This is a genomic window from Thalassospira sp. CH_XMU1420-2, from assembly GCF_037029325.1.
In the GTDB taxonomy this organism is placed as follows: Bacteria; Pseudomonadota; Alphaproteobacteria; order Rhodospirillales; family Thalassospiraceae; genus Thalassospira; species Thalassospira povalilytica.
This window is the reverse complement of sequence record NZ_JAYMEG010000003.1, coordinates 245,765-258,097: the sequence shown is the minus strand read 5'-3', so window position 1 is coordinate 258,097 and position 12,333 is coordinate 245,765. Positions and strand designations below refer to the sequence as shown.

The following is a 12,333-nucleotide window of genomic DNA, read 5'->3' as shown; positions in this document are numbered from 1 at the left end:
CGGCAGATCGCACTTTGTTGAAAACGCGGTCTGTGCAATGCTAGACCGCGTTTTTTATTCCATAACGATAAACATCAATCATTTGACGGGGAAACACCATGACCAAGACAATCGGCTTTCTGGGGGCCGGGCGCATGGCATCGGCGATGATCAAACTCCTGCTTTCAAAAGGTTACCGGATACAGGTCTGGAACCGCAGCCCGGACAAGCTTGACCCGCTTGTTGCGCTTGGGGCGGTTGCCTGTGCCACGCCGGCCAAGGCAGCATATGGTGTGGATACCGTCATCTCGTTCATGGCCGATGACAATGCTGCACGGGCCGTCTGGCTTGGTGAAAATGGCGCGCTTGCGGCCATGAATGCCGGGACGGTCGCCATTGAATGTTCCACCCTTTCACATGCCTTTGTGCTTGATCTGGCCAAGGCCGTTTCGGCTGCCGGGCATACCTATATCGATGCGCCGGTTACCGGCGTTCCTTCTGATATCGAAGCGGGCAACACGATCTTTCTGATCGGGGCCGAGGCATCTGACCTTAACCGTATCCAACCGATCCTTGACGATACCGGAAAACGCACCGTGCATTTCGGTCCGGTCGGATCGGGCACGGTTTATAAGCTGATGCACAATCTTTTGGGTGCAGTTCATATCGCTGCCGCGGCCGAGCTTGTGGCTGTTGCCCGCAAAGCCGGGCTTGATGGTGCAACCGTTGCCGAAACATTTTCAATCGGTGCCAATGCCAGTGCATCCGGGCTGATGACCATGCCCGGCATGATCAGTGGCAATCATAACGAAGGCATCCATTTCACCACCGCCCTTCGCGCCAAGGACGCATCCTATGCCCTGACCATGGCCAGGGAATTCGGCATGACCGTTCCGGTCGGACAGGCTGCGGCAAATATATTTGAAACCGCTACAAAGGATGGCCTTGGCGACCTTGCCCAAAGTGCTGTGATCAAAACGCTTAAATCCTAATTCGCGGCTTTGGCCTGCTCGGTCAGCAAGGGTTCATAACGCGCATCGGTCAGCGTTTTAAGGAAGGCAACGATGGCCTTGATCCGCTTGCTGTCAAGGGCATCGCCCTGCTCCAGCTCCTTAAGCGAAATGGTGTCGGGCACTTCGGCATCGCCCCAAGGCTGACCGGTTTCCGGGTTGGTCTGGTTGGCTTTGGCCTTGCTGTTATATTTGTTATAGAACCGCACCACGGTTTCCAGATCGGCAAACACGCCATTATGCATATAAGGCCCCGTCACTGCGACATTGCGCAGCGACGGGGTTTTGTATTTGCCGCGATAGGCCGGGTCATCAATCGCCGGATTATCCAAAAGCCCGTTATCGGTAAAGCTGACATCCTTGGCATTGGCCTTGCGGGTCGCGACATTGCGCGGCACACCGATATTGTGGAACTCGTAATTGGTGAAGGTTTCGCCTTCTGCCGTCGGGCTGGTTTTCAGCATGTGGCAGGTATTGCAATTGGTAAATTGCTGCGAAAAGAACAAAACCCTACCCAGCTCTTCCTGCGGGGTCATTTTATATTCGCCGCGCAGGAACCGGTCATATTTGGATTCGAACGGGGCGAATTCGTCCCCCTGTTCAAAGGCGGCAATCGCCTGTGTCATCGCGCCATAGGCCGTCTCGCTGTCTGACCAGACATCATCGCCAAACAATGCCTTGAAGCCCGCGACATAATCCTCATCCTCCATCAGGCGCGCAACGACACTGGCCTTGTCAGGCATGCCCATTTCAATGGGATTAAGCGGCGGCCCACCCGCCTGTTCGGCAAGGTCCGCAGCACGCCCGTCCCAGAATTGCCCCCCCACCGCGACACCGTCATCACGTACATGGAATGTCGGGGAAAATTTCGCATAGGCCGCCATCGGCGCATTGCGATCGCCAAGGCTTTTGCCATCATCGCCCAGTGAAAAGGCACCATTTGCCACGTCAATGCGCGGATCCTTGAACCCGGCGGACGGCTCATGACAGCTCGCACAGGCCTGCGTGCGATTGGCCGAAAGATTGGGGTCGAAATAAAGCGCCTCGCCAAGTTCCGCCTTGTCAGCAAATGGGGAATTTGGTGCATTCGCAATTTCTGTCGCCCCGACACCGGATGCGGACTGCATATTTCCCTGTGCTGCCAGACGATGCAAAAACGCATCAGGGGTCTCGGCCCGGGCCTCGGCCACCTGCAACACCGGCACAATGATACCCACACTCATCGCAGAAACGATCAATGCAAAACGAAACGAATGGCGGTTGTGGTGACGCATGGCAGGCACTTTGATCTGATCACGGAAATGAATGTATATGACGGCCGCCCGCATGATCGCGAACGCAACGCATTTACGCCTACAGACTTGAACCCTGCCTTGATAAAAGTCAATGGCGGCCCGTTAACCGAGCCGCCATTGATGATATTTGGCATCAATCCGGTGTGAGACGGATCGGTCAGATCGCCACAGACGGGCGGCGGCGCATCATTGGCAACAACTGAACCCCGATAATCGCCGCCAGAATCACACCACAACCGGCATATTCCGCCGGTGCCAAACGTTCACCAAGGAACCATGCCCCGGCAATTGCCGCAAAGACCGCCTCGGCACTCATGATGATCGCTGCATCCGATGCCTCGGTATAATTCTGGGCCACGGCCTGAAGGGTAAAGGCAATCCCGGCTGACATGATCCCGGCATACAGGATTTCAAACCCGGCATTATAGATATCGGCAAAGCTGAAGGTTTCGGTTACCGCCCCCATCGCCATGCCAAGAATGCCGGTGATAAAGAACTGGGTCGCGGCAACAAGTGCCGGCGCATTGGTGCGCGTTACCATCACCCCGATCATCACCACCTGGACCGCCCAGAAAAGCGCACTGCCCATCACCCAGAAATCACCGGTACCAAGCCCCGAAAGATCCCCGCCACTTAAAAGGTAGGTGCCATAAACACACATCGCCCCGCCCGGCCAGACCGACCAGTGCGGTCGATTGCGAAACACCACATAGGCCAGAACCGGTACTGCGGGCACATAAAATGCCGTCAGGAAGGCTGCATTGGTAACCGTGGTGCCCATGATGCCGATCTGCTGGAAGATGCTGGCAAGATACATCGAAATCCCCGTGGCAATCATGCCAAGGATATCAACCCGATCAAGCCGACGGCCCGCGCGGTCAAGTTTGCGCAACTCGCGCAGGGCAAAGGGTAAAACGGCCAGTGTCCCCAGCAAAAAACGCACGCCCGTAAAATATTGCGGGCCGATATTTTCCATGCTGGTGTGCTGAACAACAAAGGTCGTGCCCCAGATCAGGGCAACGAAAACAATAACGGCATTTGCCTGCCAACGTGTCATATTCCCGGTCCATTTCCTGTGCCCGGGCGTGGTGGCGCGCGGCAGGTTGTCTGTTAAATCCGAATGTCCTGACTTGCTAAACCAAGTCCGGCTCCTTCGCAATACAGATCAATCCACCCGCGCATTTGCGGGCATCACAAACCTGTCGGTCGAAATCAACTAATTGGTGCTAACACTTTGATTTCCAAACAGGCGCTGATATCCGTCGGTGGTGATTTCGTGCTCGATCGCTTCTGACAGTTTTTGCGCAAGTTCCGGGGCAATGGTCTTGGCCGAGAACATCAAACGCACCGGCTCCTTGGCCAGGATAAACGGATGCTCTTCAACACCACCGGCAAATCCAAGCTCGTCTGCCTGCGCAACATAGGCCGCCGGAATGCCAAGCAACAGATCAACCCGGCGCGCCATCAAAAGCTGCATGCCATGCGGGGCCATCGATACATCCATGATAAACGGGGCATTTTCCACCTTCGCACTGAAAGCTTTGAAATCTTCGCCGCGATAGGCCCCGCGCACATGCCCAATCACTAGGTTTTGGCGGGCAATATCATCAAGACCTTCAATCTGAATACGTCTTGCATCGCCTTTGCGAACGGTAAATCCGATGACATCATTGCGGTATGGCACGGAAAACAATCCATATTCTGCCCGCTCCGCGGTAAAGGACGCCGATGGCAGAATATCGATATCGCCATGCTCAATGGCATAAAGCGACCGTTTCCAGGGCATGAAGACAAACCGGACATCGCATCCCGTTTCACGTAAGATCCGGGTAATGAACTGGTTATCAATGCCCGTTGCCATGCCGTTCACATCTTTCATGCTGAACGGGCTATAGGTTTCCGATGCCCGGATCACCAATGGCCGCGAACATTCCGTAATTGGTTCCGCGACACTTGCCTGCATGCCGCCCAACAAGGACACAAGCAACATCGCGATGCCAGGCATCAAATGGCGAACCGCCATATCTTCCCACGCCTCTTCACGTCGCAGCATGTCCCGTTTGTTTTGTTATCGGACATGCCTTCATTTTTGATTATTGCGAACGCTTCCCCTTTTTCGCACTTGAAGGTCATGATGCAAAAAAATATTGCGCAGTCCAAGCGTCTTCACCCGGACTACGCAGAAACCCCCAGATATATCCAAACAGACATATGCGGGCAGATATTGCTGAAAATTCCCGTACCCTATTTCAGGTCTTCGGGGATGGATTTGACATATTCCTGAGCCAGATCGGCATAGCGATCGGCAGACACCTTGAAGAATTCGATTTCTTCCTGTGTCAGATCGCGCACCTTGCGCGCAGGCACACCGGCCCAAAGTTCGCCTGCCGGAATACGTTTACCGGGTGCGAGCAATGCATTGGCCCCCAGCATGCCGCCCTGCTCGATCACGCAACCATCCATCACGGTCGCCCCCATCCCGACAAAGCTTCGATCTTCAAGCGTGCAGGCATGAATAATCGCCGCATGTCCGATGGTCACGTCATCCCCGATATAGGTCCCGAACTTGCCCTTGGCGACATGCACCATGGTCAGATCCTGAATATTGGTGCGCGATCCGATACGGATTTCGTGAACATCCCCGCGAATGACACAGCCAAACCAGATGCCTGTCTCTGCACCGATTTCGACATCACCGATGATGGTCGCATTCGGGGCAATAAAGGCTGTTTCATCAATGGTGGGCTTTACCCCGCGATAGGACAAACGCATGGTCACATGACCTTTCGTAACTGGTGTTCACATCTCTCGAACCAACCGCAAGCAGGATACTTCCGGTACAGCATCACTTGATTTGAGAGTTTAAATTCTAACATGGATAGAAGGAAACCCCGTCGTAACAAATCTTGCTCATGATCGCATCAATCGCCCGCTCAAAAATAGCCCGGCCTGCCGCACCGCCTTTGGCGCGTGGCATGTTTGTGGCTGTGCTGTGCCTTGGGCTTTTGGTTGGCGGGGCATTATCATCGGGCGTGGCGCACGCCCATGAACGGCAATTCCAGCATACAGACAGCGGCTTGCTGATTGCGGCATTTTCGGTTTGGGAACCCTTCGTGATCGAAGATGAAGACGGTTCACGTCATGGCATTGACGTTGCCCTTCTGGCTGCGATTGCCAACCGGCTTGGCTTGCAGCTCGATCTGCATCCCTGCCCCTGGCCGCGTTGTCTTAAAAATCTTGAAGACGGGGATATCGACGTTCTGACAAGCTTTGCCTATACCGAAGAACGCGCGCAATTCGCCCACTATATCAAGCCGCCCTATAGTCAGGTCACCCCGGTCTTTTACATCAATCGCGAAAACCCGGTCCTGATCGAGGAATATAACGACCTTCGCAATCTGACGGTCGGCGCGGTTGTTGATTCGCGCTATTTCGAACCGTTTGACAGCGACACGTCCCTCGACAAATTCGAAGCCGGCAGCGAAACCATCTTGCTGCGCATGCTGACCGCCAACCGGCTTGATGCAATTGTTGGTTCGGACTCCAACGCCGACTTTGAAATCCGCCGCAACCATCTTGAAGAAACCATCATCAAGGCACCATTTCGATCAGGCCATAACAATGACATCCATTTGGCGGTTTCGCGCAAATCCCCGCTGATGTCACGCGCCGATCAAATCGCCGAGATCATGCAGGACCTGCTTGATGAAGGCTTTGTCGCCAGTTTGCACAAACTCTATTGGCCAGACAAAAGCCCCGAAGACACCCCGCAATCGGCCCAATCAGACAGCGCCCAACCCAATCAGTAGGCCCCGGTCCGCAACCGGAATGCGGCGTCCTGCCCTGACATTGCGATCCGTTTCCGTCAGGCAAACCGTCGCGCACCCGCTACACACAAAACAACCGCAACCGTCACCCCGATCATCGCCGGGCTGACCGGTTCGGCCAAAATCAGTGCGGCCAATATCAAGCCCATAAAGGGCTGCAAAAGCTGTAATTGCCCGACCGTCGCAATCCCGCCCAAAGCCAGACCGCGATACCAGAAGAAAAACCCGATCAGCATGCTAAACAGCGACACATAGCCAAGCCCAAGCCAGGCAGGCATTCCAATCACGCCCATCTGTTCGGGTAACGTCACCGCGCACAAAATCGCCATTGGCACCACCGAAATCACCAGCGCCCAGCAAATAACCTGCCAGCCACCAAGCTGTCGTGACAGCTTGCCACCTTCGGCATAGCCAAGCCCGCAAACGATAATTGCCCCCAGCATGTATAGATCGCCCGAAACCGCGCCCGCTTCGCTACCTGTTGCGGCAAATCCGGCCACCAGCCCGCTTCCCAGAATGGAAAAAAGCCAGAAAACGGCGCGTGGTCTTTCACCACCGCGCAAAAACCCGAAAATCGCAGTCGCCAATGGCAAAAGCCCGATAAAGACAATCGATCGCGCCGAACTGATATGTTCAAGCGCCAATGCCGTCAAAAGCGGAAAACCGACAACCACGCCCCCGGCAACCACCATCAAGGAGACCCATTGCGATCGTATCGGACGCACCGGTCTTGAACCCATCAGGATCAAAACCGCAATAATCCCGGCAATTGCCGCGCGTGCAACCGTAACAAAGACCGGATCAAAATCCATGACCGCCAACCGTGTTGCCGGTAACGACCCGCTGAAGATCACCACCCCCATCAGGCCACTGAACCAGCCCGCACGCGTCCGGGAAACCGATTGCGCTATTACCTGTGCCACAAGATCCTCCATCTGAATGATGGCGACATCTTTGTCTTGTCTTGGTCACACTTGCCAGACACAATACAGTACAAAACTATCAAACTGTACTGGATACAAGGGCAATACAGTGACCGTTCAATCCCAGCCACACATGTCTGAAATCGTGCAGGATGGCACGCTTGTTTCACAGGTAATGGCATCCATTCGCGACCGGATTTCGGCACGCAATCTTCTTGCCGGGGACAAGTTGCCCTCTATCCGGTCCTGTGCGCGTCAGATGGGTGTTTCCAATTCAACCGTGGTCGAAGCCTATGACCGTCTGGTCGCCGACGGCACCATTCAATCGCGCCGCGGTTCGGGGTTTTACGTTTCGGGACACACCGCCCCGCTTTCGATCGCGCGGATCGGCCCCAAACTTGACCGGGCGGTTGATCCGTTTTGGGTATCGCGACAATCGCTTGATGCCAGACCCGACATGCTCAAACCCGGCTGCGGCTGGTTGCCCGCGGACTGGATGCCCGAAACATCAATCCGGCGCGCCTTGCGCACCCTTGCACGCGCTTCTGACGATGTTCTGGTTGAATATGGCACGCCGCTTGGGCTTGCGCCCTTGCGGCAATTGCTGTCGCGGCGGTTGGCCGGGCATGGCATCGTGACCGACCCCGATCAGATTTTACTGACGGAATCCGGCACCCAGGCAATCGACATGTTGTGCCGCTTTCTGATTGAACCGGGTGACACGGTTCTGGTTGATGATCCGTGCTATTTCAATTTCTGTGCGCTGTTGCGTGCCCATCGCGCCAATATCATAAGCGTCCCCTTCACCCCGACGGGGCCTGATATTGATACCTTTGCCCGTGTCGTTTCCGACCATAAACCGCGCCTTTATATCACCAATTCCGGCATTCATAATCCGACCGGCGCGTCCCTGTCCCCCCAAACTGCGCATCGGATTTTGAACATTGCCGACCAGCATGACCTGATTATCATCGAAGATGACATTTTCGCGGATTTCGAGACCACACCCGCCCCGCGCCTGGCCGCCCTTGGCGGCATGGACCGGGTCATTCATATCGGCAGCTTTTCAAAAACCCTGTCGGCATCCCTGCGCTGTGGCTATATCGCCAGTCGCAGTGACTGGATTGACCAACTGATCGATCTTAAGGTCGCAACCGGATTTTCCGGCAGCAACCTTGCCCCCGAACTGATCCATCTGGTCTTGAAGGACGGTACCTATCGCAAGCACATGGACGGATTGCGCACCCGGCTGTCGCACGCTATGACCGGTACCGCAAAACAACTGGCATCCCTTGGCATTCGCCCGGTAATTACACCCGATCCGGGGATATTCCTGTGGTGTGCTTTGCCCGACGGGATCGACGCCGCACAAACCGCGCGCAATGCCCTTGCCAATGGTGTGGTTCTGGCACCGGGCAACGTGTTCAGCATTTCGCAATCGGCTGGCAATCTGATGCGCTTTAACGTCGCGCAATGTCAGCATCCCAAAATATTCAAGGTGCTTGAACGCGCCATGCGCCCGTAACCTTACACAGCGAAAAAGGCGCACCCGAATGGATGCGCCTTTTGCAATTTCAAAGCTCGCTAACCAGCCGTCGCTTACGGGAACAGCGGTTCGATCTCAAGCCCCATGGTTTCCGGAAGACCGAGCATCACGTTCATGTTCTGCACGGCCTGACCCGATGCGCCTTTGACCAGGTTGTCTTCGACCGCGACAATAATCACACGGCCTGGCACACGGTCCTTGACGACACCCATCAGGACATAGTTCGAACCACGTACATGGCGGGTTTGCGGCGTGACACCGAACGGCAGAACACGGACAAACGGCTCGTCGGCATAACGCTTTTCAAGGGCTGCCTGAATGTCTTCGGCCGTGGTGCCATCGGTCATTTTGACATAGATGGATTCAAGGATACCGCGGCTCATCGGCATCAGATGCGGTGAAAAGTTGACCACAACATCCTGACCCGATGCCCATGCCAGGCCCTGCTCGATTTCCGGGGCATGGCGATGTCCGCCGGTGCCATAGGCATGAATGCCTTCGGTCACCTCGGCATAAAGCGTGCCTTCCTTTGGCGAACGACCGGCACCGGTCACACCGGATTTGGCATCAATGATGATGTCATCAGCATGCACCATCTTGCCTTCAAGAAGCGGCGTCAATGCCAGTTGCACCGGGGTCGGATAGCACCCCGGATTGGCAACCACACGGGCCTTTTTGATCTTGTCGCGGTGCAGTTCGGTCAGGCCATAGACCACTTCTTTCTGCAAATCCTGTGCGGCATGTTCCGCGCCATACCATTCCTTGTAGGTCGCCGGATCAAACAGACGGAAATCAGCCGAAAGATCGACCACCTTCACATGTTCCGGAAGACCGGCAATGACTTCCTGTGTCGTGCCATGGGGCAATGCACAGAAAATCATATCCACACTCGACCAGTCTGCTTCGGCAATCGAAATCATGGTCGGCAATTTGATATGGGCAAGATGCGGGAAAACTTTCCCGAACGGACGGCCGGCGCGTCGGTCTGCGGTCAACAGGGTAATTTCCGCGGCATCGTGATGCGCAAGAATGCGAACCAGCTCTGCCCCGGTATAGCCACTGGCACCGAGAATTCCGACTTTGACCTTCTGGTCAACCGACACGTCACTCATTTAAATCTTGCTCCTAAAGCCATGCCTGCAAATGCGCAGGTATTGATAACGTGCGGATGTTGGCAAACAAGCCCATCAGATGCAAGCAATTAGGCGACAAATATCCCTGAGAAACCGCAATATTCCCATGCAGTTTTGACATGAGGGTTTTGAGATGGAGGTTTTGACATGAGGGGCTCGGCCCTGCCCTATTTCTTGCGCGCCCGGCGCACTGTTGACGGACAGGCGCGTTTATCCTGCGGCAAAACGGTATAGAATTTCTCGATCTTCTCGTACCCGGTGGGTGCTGCGACCGGGTAATCGGTGACAAAGCGCTGATCGGAAAGGCCAAAGTCACTGGCCTTCAATCCGGATCGTTGCAACCACATCCGTCGATGGGCGTCCGAAACAACCACCTCGGGATCATCGACCAAAAAGATCGCATCACGGGCCAGTCGGTCATTATATTTGTGATGGCTCGGAAGCCAGGCTGCAAGCTGCTTGCGCAGATTTCCGGGGCTTGGCAAATTGCGCGTGCGGGTCACAAACCTGGTCATCTGATCGACAAGCTTGCTGATGTCGCCGGGCGGTACCGATCCATGGGTCGCCCGATCGATGAAAAAGGCCAGATCAATCTCGGTCGGGTCGCGCTTTATCACCGGTTTTATTGATTTATATAACTTGAAAAATCGCGCTATTTTCCCGCCATCGGCATTGGCCGCATCATAAACCCGATGATAGGCCGCCTGCACTTCGGGCCGCGCCCCATAGGCGGCAAAACGCCGGGTAAAATCGGCCCGCTCACGATCATTGACCCAGATCGCACACAGCACATCAAACGCCGCATCATTATTGCCAAGCGCCAGTCTGTGCATATCCTCGGTAAAGGGACCAAACACATTGCGCAACAAGCCGGGATTGGCCCGTTCGGCGGCAAACAGGATCTGCTGGATTTCCGCGCCTGCCCCGGCAGTTGCCCCGCGCGGTCCCCAGGTCAGATAGGCGCGCGGATCATTGGTAAAGCAATACGGATCCCCTTCAAGAAACCGCTTGCCGCTGCGCGGATTGGGCGACTGACAAAAATTGAACTGGATGACGTCGTAATCCGTGCCTTCCAGTGCGAACGTCAGGTGATTGGCCCGCTCGATCGCGTCCGGCGGCGCTATTTGCGAAGGCATCAACAGCCGCCAAAGCCCGGTGGTTATCGCCCCGTAACTCTCCGCCCCGACCGCGGCACGCACCGCCGAATTCAGACATGGTTGCAGATCAATGATCGCCTGTCGGGTCTTTGCCCCGACAATCCCGTCCGCCTTGCCATAGCTGCTGGCAGGCTTTCCCGCACAATTGGCAGCCTGGGCAAACAAACGCTGCTGAAACGTCGCCACCGACCCATACCGGCCAAGTGTCAAAGCACGGTTTTCAAACCGGTATAACACCTGCGCCAGGTCCTGGGCCTGTGCCCTATTCTGGACCGACAACAAAAGCAAAACACCTGCCAGCAACATGATCGTCGCTGGCAGGAAGGGTCTTAAGATTGCACAAGATGTCAGCCCGCGTTTCAGAGCAAACCTCAATCCGGTTAAATGAACGCTTTTACGCCGCCAGCTTAGCCGGGCTTTTCAGAAGCGCCAAGCGGTAGCGCCCGATTTTCTCAAAACCAAGTGCCTCATAGGCCTTTGCCGCAGCTTCGCTGTCTGTGGACAGGATGGCGCGGGTTACACCGCGTGCCCGTGCGGCCAGAAGTGTTTTGGCAACCAGTATCCGGGCATAGCCGTTTGACCGGAATTCCAGCGGTGTCCAGACCGGTCCGACCTGTACCATGTCGGGCAGTTGGGCGTTAAAGCCCGAAAGGCTTACCGCCTTTCCTTCAACAATCAGTGCCCACAGATTGCGCGCATCAAGGGACTGCACCAGTCGCGATGCGACCTTGCTGTCAAGAACCGGGGTGTCTTCGGCCCCCAATGCCTCGATCTCATAGGCCCGCAGCCAGCTTAGCAATGTGCTGCGTTCAACCTTTTCGGCATCAACCATCTGAAAGTCGTCCGCCCGCGCATTGACCGGCACCACCAGATTGGCAAGATCCAGCCCATACAGAATATCCGATGCATTGATCGCAAATTCACTGCCTGCAAGGCCAAGCTGGCCCAGCATATCCGCCGCCTGATCAGCCTCGCCGAATACCCCGGCCACGGGCCGCAACGGATCGGCAAGAAAGGCTTCGGTCAGTTGGGTCGGGACCGTTTGGTTATCCGCTGCCTGGACAAAGACATTGCCATTGCCGAACTGCGCAATGATGGCCTGGATCGCACCATCATTTGCCACAGCACCGAACCAGCTTCCAGAAAGCGGATGACGGCGTCGCTCGATACCGGCAGTTCGCAGATTTCCGCGCAGGATCATGCTGGTCGCAGCATGGTCGGCAAGAAATGCGGTTGCGGCATCAAGATCGGCGTCGTGCAGCTTTCTGTACTGCATATCGGTGGTCCCTTTCTTTGGGGGTTAACTGGGATTTTCAGGATTTCGAATTGGCATAAAAAAAGACCGCTCTATTAGCGGCCCTTCACAAACAGCAAGGATGTCCAACAGAGTTTCAAAAAGCTATGTTTTGAAAATTCGTCGCATGTTCCCAACCATTTTGTGATCCTTTGCAAATCGGAAATTA

The 12,333-nt window shown here is 55.4% G+C and carries 12 protein-coding genes; 4 read left to right on the top strand and 8 right to left on the bottom strand.

Annotated features, from left to right (window positions below):
- Nucleotides 1-98: 98 nt before the first annotated feature.
- Entirely contained in the window at nt 99-971 is an 873-nt protein-coding gene (locus WA429_RS10845; protein WP_287466047.1) for an NAD(P)-dependent oxidoreductase, read from the top strand.
- On the opposite strand, the gene WA429_RS10840 is transcribed toward WA429_RS10845, so the two are convergent.
- Nucleotides 968-2,212, bottom strand: a complete 1,245-nt coding sequence (locus WA429_RS10840; RefSeq protein WP_287466046.1) for a cytochrome-c peroxidase — start codon at nt 2,210-2,212, stop codon at nt 968-970. The two genes, WA429_RS10845 and WA429_RS10840, sit on opposite strands and share 4 nt — an antisense overlap.
- A gap of 30 nt (nt 2,213-2,242) precedes the next feature.
- On the opposite strand from WA429_RS10840, the gene WA429_RS10835 reads away from it, so the two are divergent.
- Entirely contained in the window at nt 2,243-2,431 is a 189-nt protein-coding gene (locus WA429_RS10835) for a hypothetical protein (RefSeq protein ID WP_287466044.1), read from the top strand.
- A gap of 10 nt (nt 2,432-2,441) precedes the next feature.
- On the opposite strand, the gene WA429_RS10830 is transcribed toward WA429_RS10835, so the two are convergent.
- The 3 genes from WA429_RS10830 to WA429_RS10820 all read right to left on the bottom strand — a co-directional run bounded on the left by WA429_RS10830 (nt 2,442) and on the right by WA429_RS10820 (nt 5,056).
- Nucleotides 2,442-3,341, bottom strand: coding sequence for a DMT family transporter (locus WA429_RS10830; protein WP_068519252.1), 900 nt, complete (start codon nt 3,339-3,341; stop codon nt 2,442-2,444).
- A 159-nt stretch (nt 3,342-3,500) separates the two neighbouring features.
- On the bottom strand, nt 3,501-4,337 hold the full coding sequence (locus WA429_RS10825; protein WP_287466042.1) for a substrate-binding periplasmic protein: 837 nt from the start codon (nt 4,335-4,337) through the stop codon (nt 3,501-3,503).
- A gap of 191 nt (nt 4,338-4,528) precedes the next feature.
- A complete protein-coding gene (locus tag WA429_RS10820) occupies nt 4,529-5,056 on the bottom strand; it encodes a gamma carbonic anhydrase family protein (protein WP_068519250.1) in 528 nt (175 codons plus the stop codon).
- A 203-nt stretch (nt 5,057-5,259) separates the two neighbouring features.
- Here WA429_RS10820 and WA429_RS10815 point away from each other — a divergent pair, with 203 nt between their 5' ends.
- Nucleotides 5,260-6,093, top strand: coding sequence for a substrate-binding periplasmic protein (locus WA429_RS10815; RefSeq protein WP_287466041.1), 834 nt, complete (start codon nt 5,260-5,262; stop codon nt 6,091-6,093).
- 56 nt (nt 6,094-6,149) lie between these two features.
- Here WA429_RS10815 and WA429_RS10810 read toward each other — a convergent pair whose 3' ends face one another.
- Nucleotides 6,150-7,034 (bottom strand): DMT family transporter, encoded by an 885-nt coding sequence (locus tag WA429_RS10810; RefSeq protein WP_267893499.1) that lies wholly within the window; start codon nt 7,032-7,034, stop codon nt 6,150-6,152.
- A 109-nt stretch (nt 7,035-7,143) separates the two neighbouring features.
- On the opposite strand from WA429_RS10810, the gene WA429_RS10805 reads away from it, so the two are divergent.
- The gene (locus WA429_RS10805; protein ID WP_443082679.1) at nt 7,144-8,559 is read left to right on the top strand and encodes an aminotransferase-like domain-containing protein; all 1,416 of its coding nucleotides are present in this window, start codon (nt 7,144-7,146) and stop codon (nt 8,557-8,559) included.
- A 74-nt stretch (nt 8,560-8,633) separates the two neighbouring features.
- Here the strand turns inward: WA429_RS10805 and argC are convergent, their stop codons facing one another.
- The 3 genes from argC to WA429_RS10790 form a co-directional block, all read right to left on the bottom strand.
- Entirely contained in the window at nt 8,634-9,692 is a 1,059-nt protein-coding gene (gene argC / locus WA429_RS10800; RefSeq protein ID WP_287466039.1) for an N-acetyl-gamma-glutamyl-phosphate reductase, read from the bottom strand.
- Between the two features lie 188 nt (nt 9,693-9,880).
- Nucleotides 9,881-11,056: a hypothetical protein gene (locus WA429_RS10795; protein WP_287466037.1), complete on the bottom strand. Its 1,176-nt coding sequence runs from the start codon at nt 11,054-11,056 to the stop codon at nt 9,881-9,883.
- A 208-nt stretch (nt 11,057-11,264) separates the two neighbouring features.
- Complete coding sequence (locus tag WA429_RS10790; protein WP_287466035.1) at nt 11,265-12,146, bottom strand: GNAT family N-acetyltransferase; 882 nt, start codon at nt 12,144-12,146, stop codon at nt 11,265-11,267.
- Nucleotides 12,147-12,333: the final 187 nt, after the last annotated feature.

Coding starts and splice junctions, on each gene's coding strand:
- WA429_RS10830 (WP_068519252.1), bottom strand. CDS start 3,341: ATGACACGTTGGCAGGCAAATGCCGTTATTGTTTTCGTTGCCCTGATC.
- WA429_RS10835 (WP_287466044.1), top strand. CDS start 2,243: ATGGCGGTTGTGGTGACGCATGGCAGGCACTTTGATCTGATCACGGAA.
- WA429_RS10815 (WP_287466041.1), top strand. CDS start 5,260: ATGTTTGTGGCTGTGCTGTGCCTTGGGCTTTTGGTTGGCGGGGCATTA.
- WA429_RS10840 (WP_287466046.1), bottom strand. CDS start 2,212: ATGAGTGTGGGTATCATTGTGCCGGTGTTGCAGGTGGCCGAGGCCCGG.
- WA429_RS10790 (WP_287466035.1), bottom strand. CDS start 12,146: ATGCAGTACAGAAAGCTGCACGACGCCGATCTTGATGCCGCAACCGCA.
- WA429_RS10820 (WP_068519250.1), bottom strand. CDS start 5,056: ATGCGTTTGTCCTATCGCGGGGTAAAGCCCACCATTGATGAAACAGCC.
- WA429_RS10825 (WP_287466042.1), bottom strand. CDS start 4,337: ATGCTGCGACGTGAAGAGGCGTGGGAAGATATGGCGGTTCGCCATTTG.
- argC (WP_287466039.1), bottom strand. CDS start 9,692: ATGAGTGACGTGTCGGTTGACCAGAAGGTCAAAGTCGGAATTCTCGGT.
- WA429_RS10845 (WP_287466047.1), top strand. CDS start 99: ATGACCAAGACAATCGGCTTTCTGGGGGCCGGGCGCATGGCATCGGCG.